This window comes from uncultured Traorella sp. (assembly GCF_944327115.1).
Classification (GTDB): Bacteria; Bacillota_I; Bacilli_A; order Erysipelotrichales; family Erysipelotrichaceae; genus Traorella.
Map to the genome: position 1 here is coordinate 29,711 of NZ_CALVGS010000052.1, position 18,537 is coordinate 48,247.

23 protein-coding genes are annotated in these 18,537 nt (G+C 34.4%); 2 read left to right on the forward strand and 21 right to left on the reverse strand.

The genetic code is table 11. From position 1 onward, the window contains the following. Positions 1–231: 231 nt before the first annotated feature. Complete coding sequence (locus tag Q0K35_RS05085) at positions 232–996, reverse strand: DeoR/GlpR family DNA-binding transcription regulator (RefSeq protein ID WP_294561591.1); 765 nt, start codon at positions 994–996, stop codon at positions 232–234. A gap of 80 nt (positions 997–1,076) precedes the next feature. Between Q0K35_RS05085 and Q0K35_RS05090 the strand changes: the two genes are divergently transcribed. Both Q0K35_RS05090 and Q0K35_RS05095 read left to right on the forward strand, forming a co-directional pair. Next, on the forward strand, positions 1,077–2,132 hold the full coding sequence (locus Q0K35_RS05090) for a transaldolase family protein (protein ID WP_294561592.1): 1,056 nt from the start codon (positions 1,077–1,079) through the stop codon (positions 2,130–2,132). 1 nt (position 2,133) lies between these two features. After that, positions 2,134–3,285, forward strand: coding sequence for an iron-containing alcohol dehydrogenase (locus Q0K35_RS05095; RefSeq protein ID WP_294561593.1), 1,152 nt, complete (start codon positions 2,134–2,136; stop codon positions 3,283–3,285). 97 nt (positions 3,286–3,382) lie between these two features. Here Q0K35_RS05095 and Q0K35_RS05100 read toward each other — a convergent pair whose 3' ends face one another. The 20 genes from Q0K35_RS05100 to Q0K35_RS05195 form a co-directional block, all read right to left on the reverse strand. Next, complete coding sequence (locus tag Q0K35_RS05100; protein ID WP_294561594.1) at positions 3,383–4,231, reverse strand: MurR/RpiR family transcriptional regulator; 849 nt, start codon at positions 4,229–4,231, stop codon at positions 3,383–3,385. A gap of 104 nt (positions 4,232–4,335) precedes the next feature. Then, positions 4,336–5,247 (reverse strand): BadF/BadG/BcrA/BcrD ATPase family protein, encoded by a 912-nt coding sequence (locus Q0K35_RS05105; RefSeq protein ID WP_294561595.1) that lies wholly within the window; start codon positions 5,245–5,247, stop codon positions 4,336–4,338. Continuing rightward, complete coding sequence (locus Q0K35_RS05110) at positions 5,232–6,341, reverse strand: MupG family TIM beta-alpha barrel fold protein (protein WP_294561596.1); 1,110 nt, start codon at positions 6,339–6,341, stop codon at positions 5,232–5,234. Before Q0K35_RS05110 ends, Q0K35_RS05105 begins: the two co-directional genes overlap by 16 nt. 57 nt (positions 6,342–6,398) lie before the next feature. Next, positions 6,399–7,754 carry a PTS sugar transporter subunit IIC gene (locus Q0K35_RS05115; RefSeq protein WP_294561597.1) on the reverse strand — a complete coding sequence of 452 codons (1,356 nt, stop codon included), beginning with the start codon at positions 7,752–7,754 and terminating at the stop codon, positions 6,399–6,401. 26 nt (positions 7,755–7,780) lie between these two features. Further along, on the reverse strand, positions 7,781–8,095 hold the full coding sequence (locus tag Q0K35_RS05120; RefSeq protein ID WP_294561598.1) for a PTS sugar transporter subunit IIB: 315 nt from the start codon (positions 8,093–8,095) through the stop codon (positions 7,781–7,783). Positions 8,096–8,204: 109 nt separating this feature from the next. Then, on the reverse strand, positions 8,205–8,567 hold the full coding sequence (locus tag Q0K35_RS05125; RefSeq protein WP_294561599.1) for a hypothetical protein: 363 nt from the start codon (positions 8,565–8,567) through the stop codon (positions 8,205–8,207). Beyond that, the gene (locus Q0K35_RS05130; protein ID WP_294561600.1) at positions 8,533–9,270 is read right to left on the reverse strand and encodes an alpha/beta fold hydrolase; all 738 of its coding nucleotides are present in this window, start codon (positions 9,268–9,270) and stop codon (positions 8,533–8,535) included. Before Q0K35_RS05130 ends, Q0K35_RS05125 begins: the two co-directional genes overlap by 35 nt. Before the next feature lie 8 nt (positions 9,271–9,278). Continuing rightward, on the reverse strand, positions 9,279–9,602 hold the full coding sequence (locus Q0K35_RS05135) for a PTS lactose/cellobiose transporter subunit IIA (protein WP_294561601.1): 324 nt from the start codon (positions 9,600–9,602) through the stop codon (positions 9,279–9,281). A gap of 16 nt (positions 9,603–9,618) precedes the next feature. Further along, the gene (gene murQ / locus Q0K35_RS05140; protein ID WP_294561602.1) at positions 9,619–10,527 is read right to left on the reverse strand and encodes an N-acetylmuramic acid 6-phosphate etherase; all 909 of its coding nucleotides are present in this window, start codon (positions 10,525–10,527) and stop codon (positions 9,619–9,621) included. Continuing rightward, positions 10,517–11,974 (reverse strand): glycoside hydrolase family 1 protein, encoded by a 1,458-nt coding sequence (locus Q0K35_RS05145; RefSeq protein ID WP_294561603.1) that lies wholly within the window; start codon positions 11,972–11,974, stop codon positions 10,517–10,519. Before Q0K35_RS05145 ends, murQ begins: the two co-directional genes overlap by 11 nt. Before the next feature lie 288 nt (positions 11,975–12,262). Then, complete coding sequence (locus Q0K35_RS05150; protein WP_294561604.1) at positions 12,263–12,703, reverse strand: hypothetical protein; 441 nt, start codon at positions 12,701–12,703, stop codon at positions 12,263–12,265. A gap of 13 nt (positions 12,704–12,716) precedes the next feature. Further along, a complete protein-coding gene (locus Q0K35_RS05155) occupies positions 12,717–13,211 on the reverse strand; it encodes a hypothetical protein (RefSeq protein WP_294561605.1) in 495 nt (164 codons plus the stop codon). 87 nt (positions 13,212–13,298) lie between these two features. After that, positions 13,299–13,790, reverse strand: a complete 492-nt coding sequence (locus tag Q0K35_RS05160; protein WP_294561606.1) for a hypothetical protein — start codon at positions 13,788–13,790, stop codon at positions 13,299–13,301. A gap of 24 nt (positions 13,791–13,814) precedes the next feature. Continuing rightward, complete coding sequence (locus Q0K35_RS05165; protein ID WP_294561607.1) at positions 13,815–14,603, reverse strand: hypothetical protein; 789 nt, start codon at positions 14,601–14,603, stop codon at positions 13,815–13,817. A gap of 23 nt (positions 14,604–14,626) precedes the next feature. After that, complete coding sequence (locus tag Q0K35_RS05170) at positions 14,627–15,274, reverse strand: ABC transporter ATP-binding protein (protein ID WP_294561608.1); 648 nt, start codon at positions 15,272–15,274, stop codon at positions 14,627–14,629. Between the two features lie 11 nt (positions 15,275–15,285). Next, on the reverse strand, positions 15,286–15,984 hold the full coding sequence (locus Q0K35_RS05175) for a hypothetical protein (protein WP_294561609.1): 699 nt from the start codon (positions 15,982–15,984) through the stop codon (positions 15,286–15,288). Further along, positions 15,968–16,615 carry a hypothetical protein gene (locus tag Q0K35_RS05180; RefSeq protein ID WP_294561610.1) on the reverse strand — a complete coding sequence of 216 codons (648 nt, stop codon included), beginning with the start codon at positions 16,613–16,615 and terminating at the stop codon, positions 15,968–15,970. The genes Q0K35_RS05175 and Q0K35_RS05180 overlap by 17 nt, the downstream gene beginning before the upstream one ends. Before the next feature lie 179 nt (positions 16,616–16,794). Continuing rightward, the gene (locus tag Q0K35_RS05185; protein WP_294561611.1) at positions 16,795–17,625 is read right to left on the reverse strand and encodes a hypothetical protein; all 831 of its coding nucleotides are present in this window, start codon (positions 17,623–17,625) and stop codon (positions 16,795–16,797) included. A 15-nt stretch (positions 17,626–17,640) separates the two neighbouring features. Further along, positions 17,641–17,859, reverse strand: a complete 219-nt coding sequence (locus tag Q0K35_RS05190; protein WP_294561612.1) for a hypothetical protein — start codon at positions 17,857–17,859, stop codon at positions 17,641–17,643. A 161-nt stretch (positions 17,860–18,020) separates the two neighbouring features. Further along, the coding region (locus Q0K35_RS05195) for a hypothetical protein (protein WP_294561613.1) at positions 18,021–18,537 on the reverse strand (517 nt) is incomplete at its 5' end.

Sequence of the window (18,537 nt, forward strand, 5' to 3'; positions counted from 1 at the left end):
CTTCATTAAAAGAAACATGGAAACAAATGTGGTAAATTTTTATTTATTCAAACTTATTATAACGTTTTCATTCATATTTTTCAAATTTTGTGTGTATTAAAAAGGAGCAGAACCTAATTTTTCCACTCCTTTTCTTCATATTTGGATTTCATTATTTTTTTTGAGTAACTTTTGATAATATTTTGTTGACATTGTGAGTAACTTGTCCTAGAATGTAATTGTAATCAAAGATTATTGAGGTGTAATGACTTTGATTTGATGTTTTTTGAAATAGTTCATGTATTTTACTTCCGGAAGCTTGTCCGTAACCAGCGCATCGATCATTTCAAGATCTGCAAAGCGATTGAACGCTACACAGCCGATCTTACTGGAGTCACACATGAGATAGACCTTGTCAGAACGTTCTATCACCTGTCGCTTCAATATACCGTCCTGTGGATCCATGTTGGTCAAACCTCTTGTCAGAGAAAGTCCGACCGTCGCCAAAAAAGCTTTTGAATAATAGTAATGCGCATGTGTTGCATCAAAATTAAAACCTCGGATGCGAGGACAATATTCCCCGCCAAGAAGGATGACTTTCATATCCTCACAATCTTTTAAAGCTTCCATTGCTAAAATACTATTTGTCACCACGGTAATATTCTTTGTCTTATCAAGATAAGGAATGATATGGCAGGCAGTCGTACCGGAGTCCACAAAGATGACATCGTTTTCTTCGATGACCTTTGCGGCAACTTCACCGATACGTTCTTTCTCTTCAAGGTGAGAGCTTAAACGCAATTTGATGTCGATGAAGGTCTTTCCTTTCATGGAATCATCCTCATTGATGACGACACCTCCATATACCTTGCTGACGATCTTGCGGTCTTCCAGCTCTTTTAAGTCACGACGAAGCGTCTGCATTGATACCTTAAAAATATCCAGCAGCTCTTCATTCGTTGATGATTTTACTTTACGAAGATAAGCTTCTATTTCATTGATTCGATTATATTTCATCTCTTCACCATCCTCCTCAATATTATAGCGATTCACTTTAATTTTTTCAACAAAGAAAAAGGAAAGAGGTAAAAGGCAAAATGAAAAAATTATTAGAAACTGTTACAAAATTTCCGCAGACACAGGTATGGAATGACTCCTGCAGCTGTAACGAGCTGAGCTATGCGATTGAAAACGGTGCAGTAGGCGCAACAACCAATCCGGTCATCGTTTTGAATGTATTGAAAAAAGAATTGAAGGAATGGGAACCGACAATTGAAAAGATCATTGCTGACAATCCGACTTTCAGTGAAGATGAAGTAGCATGGGAAGTGATCAAATCAATGGGAGCGAAAGCAAGCAAGCTTCTCTATCCTATATTTAAAGAAACAAACGGACAGAAAGGACGTATCTCTTTCCAGACAAACGCTAAATTTTATAATAATGCCGCTAAGATGGTCGATCATGCCTGCGAGCTGGCAGCAACCGTTGAAAATTCCCAGATAAAGGCTCCTGCTTCAAAAGCCGGTATCGAAGCCTATGAAGAAATGACCTATCGTGGTGTCAGCATCAATGCGACCGTTTCCTTCACCGTTGCTCAGGCCATTGCCGTTGCGGAAGCAGTTGAAAGAGGTCTGAAGCGTCGTGAAGCCGAAGGCTTGCCAATTGATACGATGCATCCGGTATGTACGATCATGGCAGGACGTGTCGATGACTATTTGAAAAATGATATCAAAGCAAAAGGAATGCTTGTAGAACCTGAAATATTGGAATGGGCAGGTGTCGCAGTTGTAAAGCATGCTTATCAGATATATAAGGAAAGAGGCTATCGTACACAATTGTTAGTAGCTGCTTACAGAAATCCTTATCACTGGCTGTCATTTATCGGCGGCGATATCGTTCTGACGATTCCTTATGCATGGCAGGTTAAATATAATGAATCTGATTATGAGATCAAAGACTATATGAGCCAGCCGGTAAATCCGGATTATCTATCTAAGCTGATGGAACTTGAAGAATTCCGCAAAGCCTATGATGAAGATGGTTTAAAACCTGAAGACTTTGAACACTATGGTGCCTTTAAAGCAACCATCAATTCATTCTTGGGAGGCTATGATGACCTCTGCAAGCTGATTCGTGGCTATATGGTGAAATAATATGGCACATACATTTTTAACTCCATCTAAGATCATCAGCGGCTCTAACGCTTTAAATGATGCTCAAGCCACGATAGCATCTTGCGGTACAAAAGCCCTGATCGTGACAGATGAAACGATGATCAAACTGGGAAATGCCCAAAAAGTCATTGATATCTTAAGTGCCAATGATCAAAAATTTGTTGTCTTTGCCGGTGTTACAGGCGAACCAAATGATATCATGATTGCTGATGGTGTCAAAGCTTATCAGGAAAATGAATGTGATTTCCTTATTGCCATCGGCGGCGGTTCACCGATTGATTCAATGAAAGCAATCGCTATGATGAACCAGTCAAAAGAACCGATTGCTTCTTACATGGGTAAAAACATTGAAATGGATCTGCCAAAGATGATTGCCATTCCGACAACGGCCGGAACAGGAAGTGAAGCAACGATGTTTACGATCATCACCGATACCGCATCAGAAGTAAAGATGCTTCTAAAAGGTGCCTGCCTCATTCCTGATGTAGCCATCATCGATCCACTATTCTCAATGAGTGCCCCTAAATCTGTAACAAGCTCCACAGGTATCGATGCCCTCTGCCATGCTGTTGAAGCCTATACTTCAAGAAAGGCACAGCCACTTTCCGATACCTTTGCACTTAGTGCCATCAAGAGAATCTTCAACAATCTTCTGATTGCTTACAACGAACCATCTAATGAAGAAGCACGTATTCAGATGTCACTGGCTGCCTTAGAAGCAGGTATTGCTTTCAATAACTCTTCCGTAACGATCGTTCATGGTATGAGCCGCCCGATCGGTGCCCTCTTCCATGTGCCTCATGGATTAAGTAACGCCATGTTACTGGAAGGCTGCATGAAATATGTCGTTGATGGCGCTTATGATCGCTTTGCCGATATTGCCCGCTACACCGGTGTATCAACCAGCACTTCTGACAAAAAAGCTGCCAATGACTTCATCAATTATCTCGTTGATTTCCTTGCCAAGATGAATGTACCTACGATGAGTGAATATGGCATTGATAAGGAAACATTTGACGGATGCATTGATAAAATGGCAAATGATGCTTATGCCAGCGGATCACCAAGCAATACAAGAAAAGAAATCAAAGTCAGCGATATGGTTCGCTTATACAAAGAAATCTATAAATAATAGAAACTCCTGTTTGCGTTCACAAACAGGAGATTTTTTTCATCATTGATTGATGAAAATATAAAGATTGCCTATATAAAAATCTACAATACTACCATTACTTGTTCTTTTTTAATTTATGAATCAGGCTTCTTGTCTTTGTTAAAGCAGATTTGGTTTCATTGAAGTTTTCTTTTGCTATTCCATAGTAAATCAGATCTGTTAATACCAATGCAGAATTTCTTGAAGAAATTGCACCTAAGCGCAGTTCTTTTTCTTCAATCGGTGTATAAAGCTTTATATCTGCATTTTTTGATAACGTACTTTTCACATTATACTGTGTTATCGCTATAACCGGAACCTCATTTTCCTTTGCGTAATCTACAGCCAGGTTTACCATCTGGGTTTCACCGCTATAACTGATGGCTATTAAAATATCTTCTTTGCTGATATGGGCCAATCTGGCTAAAAGCACATCAAAATCCTCATGATAAATTACATTTCTATTAATACGGGTCAGTTTCTGCATAAAATCTATACAAACAATTCCACTGCCTCCTACTCCGATCAAATAGATATTCTTGGCATGTTTTACTTTATCTATTGCATTCTTTAAATTTGTGATATCAAGGAGCTTGTATGTCTGTTGAATATTACGTTCTGATATCTTTTGGATCTTCTTCACCATTACTTCGACAGAATCAGTTTTTTCAATTAAGACATTAAATAATTCATCACTTTCATCTTCATCTTTCGCTAAATCTAATTTCATAGCAGTAATACCTTTATAACCCAGCTTTTGCGCAAAGCGAATTGTCGCTGCAGCTGAAGTACCTGTTTCTTCTGCTAACCTTTGTGTCGTAAATGTCAGGGCTTGTTCTCGATTATTCAATATGTAGTCTGCTATGCGTTTTTCTGTGGCAGTAAAAGAAGATGATGCTTGTTTTATTTTATATATGCAACTCACACTGTTACCTCTCTCTCCTTATTATAATATTATAATAACATTAAATTGATTGCCAAAGAAAGATTAAATTATTAAATAAGCAAGAATATCGGCTGTTTTTTCATTTATTTCTCTTTAAATGCATCTCTTGCAAGTAAATATGCTCCATATACCGGATTGTGAAGAGGAGCGATGATCTTTATTTTTTCATCACATAATTTGTTCAACGGATCTAAAATATAATGACCCGCTTTCCATACGCCACCGGCATAACTTACTAATACATTTTCCGGGAAATCTGATTCCAACGCATGGATCATTTGATACAGATGTTCTGCCGCTTCTTCATATATTACAATTGCAGCGGCATCATTCTCTTTTGCCAATTCATATGCATATATTGCGAGATTTGCAATTTTATCACGCTTATTTTCCAAAACATTTGAGATGAAAGCTATCATATCATAATCATCATCTATTTCACATTTTTCCTTAAGATAGGACATAAGTGCTGTTTGAGGTTTTCGTCCGTCACACTGCATGGAATATTCCTGAAGAAGTCTTTTCGCAATCCAATATGCACTTCCTTCATCTCCGATCTGGAATCCCCAGCCACCACACCGGTCATACTCATCATTATGTTTAGCCAGTGCAATAGATCCTGTACCGGCAATCAACAAGATCCCATCTTTTCCATTCAATGCTCCTTCCAAAGCAATCTCTGCATCATTTTTTATGATATAAGCATGTCCTTGAAAGCTCTTGGCACATATCCTTTCTATTTTTTCCCTGATTTCCTTATTTTTCCCATAACCTGCCAATCCGGCACAAATATAAACTTCATCATCTATATCAATATTATTCTGCATGCATATTTTCTCTATACCGCTAACCAAAATTTGTATGGCTTCATTTTCTTCGACTTGCAGGACATGACAGCTGGAAAGCGTAAATTCACATACTTTTTCATTTTTCTCTGAATAACAAATAAAAGCTGTCTTTGTTCCGCCGCCATCAATTCCTACATAATATCGCATACTTCATCCTTTGCGAAACGAAATTTTTGCCATGGTTTGATGTAATCCAATAAAAATATTTCATTTTCTCTTATATGTCCCACGACATTCGACATACCCGTATTTTTCATATCATGCAGTGCTATTTGAAGCTCTCCCGCATAATGCCCGTATTTACTGCTTTCAATTACGATATCTCCTTTTTGAATCATTTCTTTTGGATGAAATAATTCAAAATCATGCCCTTTATATTTCACTCTGCTTTGCGTAGAACGAATCATGTTCTCATTTTTATCGCCCCGATTGAAATGCAATTCTTCAAATAATATTTTTTGTTCGGTTTCGGGAACATTCTTTTCCAGCTTTACATGAAATGTGACCAAAGATAAATCCAAGTTACTCACGCTGTCTAATTCTTCATCTGTTGGATAACAATTAGAAATGATGATATCATCTATACAATCCATTGCGATAAAATGCTGAACCTGTACATCGATAGGTAAATTTCTATGCATTTCCAATGTTGGTAAACCTTCTGTAACCGGCCATGATCCAAAGGTATTTTCATTTTGGCTTGTGACAAAGGCAGCGGTATGCAAACCATGCTTTTTAAATCGTTCTGTACATTTTTTAAAGAATTTTATTTCCAGACCTGAATATGCATGTGGATAAAAATTATGACAACCATATAAATTATAACGATTTGGCTGATAATCCATGATCGTATCAATGGTACTGACATCATTGCTCATATTAATTTCAATTTTTAAATCATATGGATTAAATGTCATGAGTGATTCTTCGCTTCCTGTAAATCCGACATCCAGACGTAATCCGTCAGCTCCGATTTCTTTAAAGAAAGACAAATCCTGATAGCTGATTCCTAGTTGTGAAAAAACTCTTGGGGCCACATCTACGATAATTTCAAAACCTTTTTCTTTCGCATATAAATTAATTTCTTTAAAATCCTGTTTTATCTCTTCCTTGCTTTTTTCTACTGATAATAAACAAGAAAATATTCTTGAAAATCCACGTGCTGCCGCTTTGTCAATATAAGACAGAATTGTTTCTTTATCTGATTTTTCCGGATAGATCGATATTCCTAATTTTCTCATATGTCCTCCTTTTACAATAAATGCCCTGTTTTATTCTAACAGAGCATTTCTATTTAGTTAAGCCTCACTTACTGATACATCCTGACATTCTTCTTTATATAATCCGTTATCATACATTCTGAAGAATGGATAATAAACGATGATCGATAAGATAATCAACAATACATTTAATACAGCAGCTCTCCAATCATTACCACAAGCAAGGAATGCTCCAATTGGTCCCGGCAGCGTCCAAGGTGAACTGGCAACTACACGATTAACAAGTCCCATGGATGTTGCGATCCAGGCAATCAAGCTATTTAAGAGCGGTGCAATAATAAATGGAATGATCAATCTTGGATTTAATACGATAGGTGCTCCGAAAATCATCGGTTCATTGATATTAAATATTGATGGAATCAATGCTGTTTTTCCTAAAGCTTTACCATATGCAGAACGTGCTTTAAAGGCAAATAAGATCGCTAATCCCAATGTTGCACCTGAACCTCCGATCATGACAAACCACTGATAGAATGGCTCAGCAGCAATATTCGTTATCTCTGTACCGGAAACGAATGCTGTCGTATTTGCTTCCAATAATACCAGCCATAACGGACGAGCCAATGACCCTACGATTGACCAGCCATGAATACCAAATGACCAGAAGAATTGTGCTAAGAAGATAATCAAGAATACAGATGGCAAAGAATCTGAAGCCTTGATTAATGGTGAAATAATGGTAGCTACGATAGAATGTACATCAATTCCAATAAACATCGTTATCGTTGCGACAACTAATAAAACGATAGCAGTTGGCGTTAATGCTTCAAAAGATCTGGCAACTGAAGCCGGTACCTGAGCCGGCATAGAAATTTTGAATCCACTTTTCTGTGTAAATCTGAAGACTTCAACAGCAAAGAATGAAACAATAATTCCGATAAACATTCCGGCAGAACCTAAATTACCCATTGGCAATACAAATCCTGATGGTACTTGTGAAAGAAAATTGGCTAATTCTTCATTTGAAGCCGCTAAAGTTTTTATTCCTTCTGTAACTGCAGGAATCGATGAAGGAATAATGGTTAACAAGAATGCTAATTCTGAAAGAATTCCTCCTGACAGACCGTCTAAATCATAGGACTGTGCCAATGAATAACCAATACCGAATACAGCATATAATGTCATAATATACATGGAAACACGATATGGCATTAATATCTTCGTCTGATTTGCAGCTATAAACTGTGTAATCCCCCAATCACTTGGCATTGAATTTGGCAAGAAAGCAATAACCATGAACATTGATGAAACAATGATTAACGGTAATGTAGCAATAATACCATCACGAATGGCACGTAAATGACGCTGCTCTGCTAACTTGGCCATTGGTGTTGATAATTTCTCATCCATAAATTTTGTGATTTTATCAAACATCTTTAATTTCCCTCTCTTTCAATTTATTATTTTAAATCGCCTAACTCAGATTTGATCTGAGCTAATAATTTTGATCCGCCTAATGGCGTATAGCCTTGTGGCTGGATCAATACGCAAGGAACCCCGGCATCAGTCGCCTGAGCCTTCAATACATCGTAACGATGACGAATTTGCGGAGCAACTAACCCAATCGCATACCCGTTCTTAATTTCTTCTGCAAAAGCTTGCGTACTGCATTCAGAAACACTCATATCAATTCCATCCTTTTTTGCTGCTTCCTGTAATGCTTTTGCACAAATAGCACTCGACATCCCCTGCGAACAAACTAACAATACTTTCATGTACAATCTCCTTTCTGTTTTTCTAACCATGCTCATTATAGCATTGTAATCGCTTTCCTGCAATAATATTTTATTAATTTTTTATTTTTTTTGAAATATTATTTTACAATTACGCTATTATACCTGTATATACGACTAAAAAGATCAAAAAAGCTATAAATACAGATAAGAGCAATCCAACGATCCAAAATGATTTACATATCCCTGTCTTTCTTTCTATGAAAAACTGAGAAAAAGCTACCGAAAATCCTGAGAAAAGTCCTCCAAACAAGACGGTAGGCAAACGATAGTCGATCTTCATCCACTCACATGCCTGAGGTATCAAAAATAAAGATCCAAATGTAACGATAAGAATAAGAAAAGCACTCTTATATCCGAAAATGGGAATATCATAGTCTGTCACACCTGCAGAGGATCTATATTTTCTCTGCATATCCTTATTCTTTACTTGCCAAGTTTTTAATTCTGCCATAAAAATCATGAACCTCCTTTCGAACGCTTTCTGTATATGAAATTCTGCTGAAACAATGATCAGCATCAGGAATTAAAATCACTTCAGCTCCTGTATAAGCCTTCTTATAATTATCCAGGCTTTCCATTGTCACATATTGATCTTTTGTGCCCTGAACAATTTTTATAGGTCCCTGATACCTGTCAATTCCACTAAAATATTCAAAATTTTTACTTTCTTCCATCAGCTTTGGATTTATTTTAAATCCATTTACTTCTAAATTACTTTCATCCATTGAATCACGTGTCATTTGAAATAATATTTCATCAAAATTTCCGGCCGGTGATAATAAAAACAATGATTCTACATTCATCTTTTTAGCCACATGAGAGGCGATAACCCCACCCAAACTAAAAGCAAATAAATGTACCTTATAATTTTCCTTCTGAAATTGTCGAACTATATATTGGCATTGCTCAATTTGACTCTTGATACTTTCTTCTTCAAAAAAACTACCATCACTATCCCCGGAACCTAAAAAGTCAAATCGATATACTGAAAAACCTTCCTGACAAATATCATCTCCAAATGTACGAAGCATAAAGTGGTGATCCGCTTTATTACCCATAAACCCATGTATGATACAAACGATATCATGACCTGTTCCTTCATGCAAAAAGCCACGAATTGTTTTATCCTGAATTTTAATTTCTTTATATTTCATTTATATTCCTACTTATTTTCTAAATCATATAATCGTTTATTCATACGGATCAAATTTTCCGCGAGTGTACAAACTTCAATAGCCGCCATTAAATGATCCTGTGCATGAACAAATAAAACCGTGACTTCATGATGTTTGCCGGCAGCTTCTTCTTGAATCATTTCTGTCTGCACCTTATGTGCAGATACCAGACTTTCATTGGCCTCATTTAATAATTCTTCGGCTTTCTCAAATTCTCCCTTTTCTGCACAAGCAATTGCCTCATAAGCCAATCCTTTCGCATTACCGCCCTTGCTTACTAATTCAAATACAATTAATTCCATGTTTTCCATTCTAATGAAACCTCCTTTATACACCTGTTCTGATTATTTTGGAAATATGTCCGTCAGCTTCTTCTAAAACCTTTTGAGCATTTGTCTTATCCATATTCATGATATGCATGATGATGGCAGTTTTTACGTTCTTTCCGCTCTCAGCAAATAAATCATGCGCTTCTTCATCATCAATTTTCAAAAGTTTTTTCAACATACCATTGGCACGCTTTTCCAGCTTCACATTCGTTGCCTGGACATCAACCATATAATTGTGAAAAACTTTTCCCATTTTTATCATCGTTGCAGTAGATATCATATTTAAAACCATTTTTTCTGCTGTTCCGGCTTTCATTCTCGTTGATCCTGTCACTACTTCCGGACCCGTTACCACTTCTACCGGAAAATCAGCATATTTTGAAATATCCGCATCTTCAACACAACAAATGCTGCCTGTTACTGCGCCAATAGAAGCCGCATACTTTAAAGCTCCTATGACATAAGGTGTTCTCCCGCTTGCGGCAAGACCAATAACGATATCTTTAGAACTTAAATTCCTTTCATTCAAGTCTTTGATGCATTGATCAAATGAATCTTCTGCTCCTTCTTGTGCTGCAAAGATAGCTTTTTCTCCTCCGGCAATAATTCCCTGCACCAAATCCGCTGAAACCCCATAAGTAGGGGGACATTCAGAAGCATCTAAAATACCTAAACGCCCTGAAGTACCAGCTCCTATGTAAATGATACGTCCGCCATTTTTCACTGCTGCATAGGCCGCATCTACTAAAGCTGTTATTGCCGGAATCTGCTCTTTTACAGCATCTGCAACCTTTTGATCCTCATTATTTATTTTTATAAGAATTTCTTCAGTTGAGCAGCTGTCTATATCAACTGTATCCGGATTTTGCTGTTCTGTAATCAACCCTGCCAAACTTTTATTTTCCATGTACACTTTTCCTCTTCTCTCTAATAAAATTCTGATACCATGTAAAACTGTCTTTCTTATAACGATTATATGTTCCATTTCCAAAATTATCCGCATCTACATAAACGACACCATAACGTTTTTCCATTTCACAGCTTCCTGCAGATACGATATCTATGATTCCCCACATTATATACCCGATTAAATCCACGCCATCTTGAATGGCTTCTTCGATTTGTTCAAAATGTTCTTTAAGATATCTGATTCTATATTCATCATGGATCGTTAGATCTGGTTCCAAAACATCTCTGCTTCCCAATCCATTTTCTGAAATGAAGACAGGTTTTTGATATCGATCATATACTTTATTTAATGTGACTCTCAAACCGATGGGATCAATCTGCCAACCCCATTCAGTGGCTTTTAAATAAGGATTTTTTGTACTTACTACCAAGTTTCCGGCTGTTTTTTCTTTTTCCTCACAAGAAACAACTGAAGATTGATAATAAGAGAAGGAAACAAAATCAGCAGTATTTTTAAATAAAACGTCTTCATCTTCTTTTGTTATCTCAAATTCAATACCACGTTCCTCGAAAAATCGTGTCATATAAGACGGATATTTACCTCTTGCTAACACATCTGCGCAAAACCAGGTATTTGTATTTTCTTCAGTAACCATCTTCATATTATCCTCAGGACTACATGAATAAGGATAGTAACAAAAGCAAGCAATCATACAGCCAAATTTCCCTTTGACCATAGAATGACCAAGTTCAATAACTTTTGCACTAGCAACAAATTGATGATGTAACGACTTAAAAACAAGAGATTGATCATAATCTCCCTCCACAGGTTTCAATAGTCCTACACCGTTATAAGGTGAAAAATAACCAGCATTAATTTCATTAAATGGCAGATAATAATCAATATATTCGCCCCAATTTTCAAATACGACCCTTGCAAACCTTACATAAAAATCAATAAGCTTTCGATTTGTCCAACCACCATATGCTTCTACCAAGTGTAGAGGAATTGCATAATGATTCATGGTCAAAAATATCTTTATACCTGCATCATGCAGTTTTTTTATAATTTTGTCATAATAATGGATCCCTTCCTGATTCGGTTCTTGTTCATCACCCTTTGGAAATAAACGGGCCCAGCTTATAGAAAAACGATACATATCAATGCCCAGTTCTTTCAATAATGCAATATCTTCTTCCATACGATGATATCCGTCTGATCCTTTACGGAACGGATAATAACCGTCTTTAGACATCTTTGCCTGCTCAACGATATCTTTCGTTAATAAACGGGTATTCGTCGTTGCATTTGATGTTCTCTTCATATAAGGTCTGCAATCTTGGGTATCAATACCCTTTCCACCTTCATTCCATCCTCCTTCATATTGACTTGCGGCTGTTGCGCCACCCCACAAGATTTTTCTCTCTTCACATTTAAATTTCATTCGAGCCCTCCTGGAAACCGCTTTCTTAACATGTATAGTATAACATGATTCAATCTGAAATGAAATAAAATTTTAATTATAATTAAAATATTTTGATAAATAATTTCAATTTTTATTTTACAATCTCCAAAATAATGCCTGTACTTTTGATATGATCTCCCTCATTTTATGCCGGAAGATTCCCGGTAATAAAAAAATTTATAATCAAACTTTTATAAAAAATCACAACAGAAAACTCCTGTTTGCCAAACAAACAGGAGCTATATTTAATATTCATCATTTTAAAGCTCAATCTGACACTTTATAAGCATCAAAATATTCATACATCATATCCAGTTCCTCCAATAAACGATCCATGTAATTTTCATTTGCATCTTCATTAGGAACATACTTGACACCATCAATGCTTACACCGGATTCATTAACCAATACGATCGTTTCTTCACATCCCACACAATAACCATTCCAATTGTAAGTCAGTCGATATATCCAATCTCCTTCAAATGCTTCATCCGTTTTTTCTATATTACGGGAAACATTAGGAAAGAACATGATCATGGGATAACCATTTGCCCGATTGACAAATATATACCCGTCATCATCGACATATTCAAATTTAACACCTAAAGCGCTGTAAAAAGAATCTTCCGGAAACTTATCCTGAACCTGTGAGCACCCGGCAACGATAAGAGCAAACATCATCCATACTACACATATTATTTTCTTCATACACTCACCTGACCTATTCTACATCTTCTTTGTATTCACCATATTCTTCGTACAGATAAGCGATCTGATCGAGCACAAGCTGATAATATTCCTCAGGATCAGAGCTTTCAGGAACATATTTGAAACCATTGACACTTAAACCATCTTCACTCAACAGCACAATTGTTTCCTCACAGTTGTCACAATACTCATTCCAATTATATGTAATTTTATAAAGCCACCGATCATTCGCTTCTTCATCGGTCTTACTAAATTTTAAGCCATAAAAATAAGTTAATAATGGATTACCCGTTGCTCCGCTATCCACATATAAATATTTTTCATTTTCTTCTTCAATATATTCAAATTTTGCACAATTAGCATATGTATAATTATCAAAAATTGTTCCTCTGTCAGGTTCCCTCCACCTTATCATCTGAATAACACCAACGACACTGATCAGCAATAGACAGCCTGCCACAACAATAAATAACCGAAATACCAATGATTGTCTTAATTTCTCTTTCATATGATCTCCTTATATTATCCGATACGAAACCATCAAAATAGATACTACTATATCAATTCGTTTACACTCATAATCTCTAAATACTTATCATACATTTTGTATGATCACATCCAAGTCTTCTTCCGCAAATAGCTGATCATTTAAATATACCGTTATCTTCAACGTTTTTGGTATTTCCAAATTTTCATAAATATCAGCAGGAACCAAATAAGTCATGATAGGTACTTGTAAAGATTGGTCTTTGCTTATTTTTTTAGGTAATATTTCAGACTTGGCACTTGTAAAACCGGTTGTTCCCGCAAAAAATTCAGGAAACGTAATCTTAATATTCATTTTATCATGTTCATCTATATTTATATTCGTATTACTGGATATCTTGAGATAAAAATTTATACTTTTACTCTCTTCTTTATCTATATTTTCTGTGAATAGAGTGATATTCTCAAAATTCAACTTATAATCTTTTTTGTCTGGTATTGTGACCGTTTGATTTTGATATGAACGATTTCCTGCAAGAAGAAAGATACAACAGCCTATACTCATCAAAAATACTGTAATGAATAATTTTCTTTTAAGCATATTATATCCCTCCCTTCTGTACCATCAATCATCAGATATCTCTTTTTCATAAGGACCTGCTGTTTCTCTGCAACTGCCATCCAGATACAAAGCTTTTAAATCTTCCCGATCCTCCGGTATATCTTCATAACGATCATAAGTATGGATCTGTCCTACATACTCTACTGGTATCGTTTCTTCCATATTACTGCAAACAATCGTAACATAAAGCGTTGACATACCTTTCTCATATTCTTCTTCACTAAAATTATTCTTCACTCTGGCATTTCCCATATTTCCTAATGTCTTATCAAAATAATATGCTACAAATTCATTAGAATCATATTTTACCGGTATTTCAAAGTCTTCAAAATATGGAATAATAAAACTATCAAATGTCATATAACCCGGCTCTTGTTTATAATAATCAACAAGTTTTTGATCAAGTGAAAAAGAAAATTTTTTAATATGAATCATTTCTTCATAAAGTGGCGCTATAACGATCTGATAACGATAAATATAAGATTCACCATAATAAGGGTCATCATAAAATACTTTTGAAACATCTAATATTTTTACTTGAAAATGTTCTCCCTTTACATAAGTATCTGCATCAGCCTGAAAGAAATTTTTCATGCTTTCTGTCAAGTCTGGATTATTATTGTCAATAAGCTTTAGTTGTTTAGGCGTACAAGCCAGAAGTAAAAAACCAAGCAATATCATTCCATATTTTTTTATCTTCTTGCATTTATTTCTCAATATAAAACTACTATTACCTATCAACCTTCTATCCTCCATTTCTTTCAATACATGTTCATCTAAAATATCTTGCATAAAACTGACTCATCTATCTTTATTTAATTCTCATTAAACTTCACTTTTTCTAAATGGTTTTTTGTTAATTCTAAAATTTCACAATCAAACTGTGAAACCTCTTCAAGATAATGGCTTGTAAGAATCATCGTTTTCCCATTTTTCTGCTCATTTCGAATAATCTCAATCAATTTTTTCTTCACGCTGTGATCCAATCCATTAAAAGGCTCATCCAAAATAATATACTCAGGGTCTTCCATAAATGCCTGAATTAACCGTAATTTTTGCTTTGTACCCATCGAATATTTACGATAGGTACGATCAATTTCACCCTTCATTTCAAAGATATCCGCCCATTTATATAAATCTTCTTTACCACATATCTTTTTTATAGATGCAATTATTTCCAAATTTTTTATTCCACTTAAATATGGAACAAAATCAGGATTATTGATACAAACTCCAGCATTTTGAATAAAATCATATTCCTTTCCCAATTGCTTGCCGTCAATCAATATTTTTCCCGAATCACATAATGAAAAACCACAAATCATTCGTAACAATACGCTCTTTCCTACACCATTATCTCCCAGGATAACATAAGTTTTCCCTTTTTCAAACGTATAACTGAAATCATGAAATAAAGGTTTATTTTTAAATCCTTTTGTAACTTTGACTAATTCAATACTCATAATATGTACCTCTACACTATTTCCTTTCTATATTTTAAGATAAGATAATAGATCACACTGCAAATAATTAAACAAATGATATTTTGTATCATGCCCATCATTGAATTTGAAAAGAATATTAAATCTAAAAAATGAAAATTAATATCTAACATTATTATAAAGATATAAATGATCAAAATAACCACTGTAATAACATTAACATTAAATCGAGTTAGAAGTATCTTTGCCAATATTGACATAGAAGCATATATACATCCATATTTAACACTAAATATAAAAAGCATAATAAAGCTTGTAAATGAAAAGTTATAGTTTCTGATTAAAAACACAAAAATCAAGCTGGCAAGAAGAATAGATAGAAATATCAGTATAAATTGTTCGATACCTTTTTTTACGATTTTTTTTAATTCATATTCAATATAGTTTTTCTTATTTTGAAAGCGATATATTATAAAACTATCCAGCCCATATTCATCGGATACCTGTACTACCATATTGATGCTTATAAGCGTAAATAATAATGAATAGAATATAAACAGACGAATTTGAGCCATTGGATTATTTGTAAACTGAAAAGAAGCAGCTTTCAATATTTCAGATAATTCATTTCCTTGAAAATAATAATTTTGTAACTGCGACTCACATAAAATAAGTAAAAATATAGAAATATATAAAATTTGAATCAAAACTAATTTAATCGTCTTCATCATGAACAATCTCTTTTCCCTTTACTATCAACCAATAAATCAATACATACAGCAACAAGTAAATAACAAAGTGTGACAGCTGCATATTCGGACCGCTCGGATATATACCATAAAATATATTTATTGATTGAAGAAAGTCATTATTCGTCATAATTGAGGAACATAATACTATTGGAAAAAAAATATAAGACCAATCTTTTTTGCCAATCTTTTCAAAATATATTATTATAAAAATAAACAACAGAGCTGTAAAACACTGATAACAATAAACTTGTATCACTTCAAATAAATTACACATATGTGTTGTAAAAAGAACAAAACAGATAGGAACTAAATAAGCCAGAACCAAAACCATATTACGACAAATTCTATCAACGACATAATCTAACCAAAGAGTATATCTTGTAACCATCATTTCCATAGGTTCCTGATTAAAAAACAATAATACAAATTCACCTAAATAAATAATTAAAAGAGGCTGAAAATTACTTCCTATACTGTAATACATTTCTCCATTAAAATAGCCTAAAACCCTTGAAATATCAAAATACAAAAAGAATGAAAAAAGAATAATAATTGCAATTGTTATGTAATTAAAATAAAGTGAAATTTTCTTTTTAATAATATTTAACATATCCATACACCAAATACGCTTTCAGAATCAATATAAATAACATTACATAAAATTATTTTTACTTTATTCATTACAATTACCTTCTTTCCATCAAATTGGTTCTCAATATATATTTAAATAACTTTTTATACAATTCACATACAATAAATTCTTCGTAAAATTATTCAGTTAGATCATTTTTACATGATTCTTTCCTTATTTTTCTTAATATAATAATAAATTATTCCACCTATTATTACTAAAACAATTACATGATAACAGACAAGATAGGTTGTCATGAGATACGGATAAGTCGATGGTGCCGTATAAGCCAATACCGAATAATAATCCAGCTCTCCTGATCCCATCAAAGCACTGATTACATAAAAGAGAAATGGAATCAGTACGATCAAATACTTCTTATCTGTTCTTAATGATACATATATCGTCAATAAGCCAAACTCCAAAGCAATCAAAAAATATGATACAAATCCTTCGGCCAAATAATACAAATGATAGTGTTCAATCAGTGTTTCTCTGTCAAATATATCCGCAAACATTGTATAACCGCCAATGATTTCTTCACCAAGCAAACTTCTTGACGGGAAATAGGCAGCTGCCCATTCAAATACGATGACATATCCTATGTAAACAGCCAAAGCGCCAATCAAGGCGGTCAATATTATATTTTTTATCAATTCTTTTGAATATTTATTTTTTCTTATTGCCGTAAAATGCATCACTTTATCTTTATATACAAGAAATGAAAATACTGAATAGGTAGATATGAGAGGAATCAGAATCTGCCATAACCCCATACCAAACATAAAAGTTGTTTCTAAAGGCGTACACATCGCAAAATATATTTCATTCGTATTATTTAATTCATTCACAAAATAAAGCTGTTCCGGTGTTGGCTCACCAAATCTGGCCCTTAAAGAATCTCCTTCTTGGGTATAAAACATAATTGCTGATAAAACAATAAATAGTATGACAGTTTTTATAAAGTAGCGAATCCATATTCTTTTCATAGTTTTATAGATCCATTAGAAAGCAAATCTGAATCCTGAAATTTTTGATTTTACATTTTCTAGGCAGTTAGGAATTATTCCGCTACTTGTAGATATGGATGGTATTGTTAAACCTGTAACAACTGTTGTACCTGAATAAGTTATTGTTTTACCAGTCCGCGTCTTTGTATTTGCTTCCACATTTGTTAAAAATGAGCCAGAAATTATAGGTAATGATATTCTATTTTTTTTCATTTTCACACCTCTCAATTCTTCCACACAATCTATTTGTTTTTATAGATTGAATCTTCCAGAAATCATCAAAAATCCGTTACCTTCTAAAATGGAACCTCGCAATAATACATTAGTAGAGCCGTTTAAGAATTATTATCTTTCATGACTATAAATCAGTCAGTCTATATGATTCTTTCCTTATTTTTCCTAATATAATAATAAATTATTCCACCTATTATTACTAAAACAATTACATGATAACAGGCAAGATAGATTGTCATGAGATACTGATAAGTTGATGGTGCCGTATAAGCCAATACCGAATAATAATCCAGCTCTCCTGATCCCATCAAAGCACTGATTACATAAAAGAGAAATGGAATCAGTACGATCAAATATTTCTTATCTGTCCGTAGTGATACATAAATCGTCAGCAATCCAAATTCCAAAGATATCAAAAAATATGATACCAATCCTTCTAGTAAATAATAGAGCCGATAATGTTCAATCAGTGTTTCTCTGCCAAATATATCGGCAAACATCGTATATCCGCCAATAATCTCTTCACCCAGCAAACTTCTTGATGGGAAATATGCAGCTGCCCATTCAAATACGATGACATATCCTGCATATATTGCTAAAGCTCCGACCAAAGCAGTAATTACGATATTCTTGATCAATTCTTTTGAATATTTATTT

Coding starts and splice junctions, on each gene's coding strand:
- Q0K35_RS05085 (WP_294561591.1), bottom strand. CDS start 996: ATGAAATATAATCGAATCAATGAAATAGAAGCTTATCTTCGTAAAGTA.
- Q0K35_RS05090 (WP_294561592.1), top strand. CDS start 1,077: ATGAAAAAATTATTAGAAACTGTTACAAAATTTCCGCAGACACAGGTA.
- Q0K35_RS05095 (WP_294561593.1), top strand. CDS start 2,134: ATGGCACATACATTTTTAACTCCATCTAAGATCATCAGCGGCTCTAAC.
- Q0K35_RS05105 (WP_294561595.1), bottom strand. CDS start 5,247: ATGCGATATTATGTAGGAATTGATGGCGGCGGAACAAAGACAGCTTTT.
- Q0K35_RS05110 (WP_294561596.1), bottom strand. CDS start 6,341: ATGAGAAAATTAGGAATATCGATCTATCCGGAAAAATCAGATAAAGAA.
- Q0K35_RS05115 (WP_294561597.1), bottom strand. CDS start 7,754: ATGTTTGATAAAATCACAAAATTTATGGATGAGAAATTATCAACACCA.
- Q0K35_RS05120 (WP_294561598.1), bottom strand. CDS start 8,095: ATGAAAGTATTGTTAGTTTGTTCGCAGGGGATGTCGAGTGCTATTTGT.
- Q0K35_RS05125 (WP_294561599.1), bottom strand. CDS start 8,567: ATGGCAGAATTAAAAACTTGGCAAGTAAAGAATAAGGATATGCAGAGA.
- Q0K35_RS05130 (WP_294561600.1), bottom strand. CDS start 9,270: ATGAAATATAAAGAAATTAAAATTCAGGATAAAACAATTCGTGGCTTT.
- Q0K35_RS05135 (WP_294561601.1), bottom strand. CDS start 9,602: ATGGAAAACATGGAATTAATTGTATTTGAATTAGTAAGCAAGGGCGGT.
- murQ (WP_294561602.1), bottom strand. CDS start 10,527: ATGGAAAATAAAAGTTTGGCAGGGTTGATTACAGAACAGCAAAATCCG.
- Q0K35_RS05145 (WP_294561603.1), bottom strand. CDS start 11,974: ATGAAATTTAAATGTGAAGAGAGAAAAATCTTGTGGGGTGGCGCAACA.
- Q0K35_RS05150 (WP_294561604.1), bottom strand. CDS start 12,703: ATGAAGAAAATAATATGTGTAGTATGGATGATGTTTGCTCTTATCGTT.
- Q0K35_RS05155 (WP_294561605.1), bottom strand. CDS start 13,211: ATGAAAGAGAAATTAAGACAATCATTGGTATTTCGGTTATTTATTGTT.
- Q0K35_RS05160 (WP_294561606.1), bottom strand. CDS start 13,790: ATGCTTAAAAGAAAATTATTCATTACAGTATTTTTGATGAGTATAGGC.
- Q0K35_RS05165 (WP_294561607.1), bottom strand. CDS start 14,603: ATGCAAGATATTTTAGATGAACATGTATTGAAAGAAATGGAGGATAGA.
- Q0K35_RS05170 (WP_294561608.1), bottom strand. CDS start 15,274: ATGAGTATTGAATTAGTCAAAGTTACAAAAGGATTTAAAAATAAACCT.
- Q0K35_RS05175 (WP_294561609.1), bottom strand. CDS start 15,984: ATGATGAAGACGATTAAATTAGTTTTGATTCAAATTTTATATATTTCT.
- Q0K35_RS05180 (WP_294561610.1), bottom strand. CDS start 16,615: ATGTTAAATATTATTAAAAAGAAAATTTCACTTTATTTTAATTACATA.
- Q0K35_RS05185 (WP_294561611.1), bottom strand. CDS start 17,625: ATGAAAAGAATATGGATTCGCTACTTTATAAAAACTGTCATACTATTT.
- Q0K35_RS05190 (WP_294561612.1), bottom strand. CDS start 17,859: ATGAAAAAAAATAGAATATCATTACCTATAATTTCTGGCTCATTTTTA.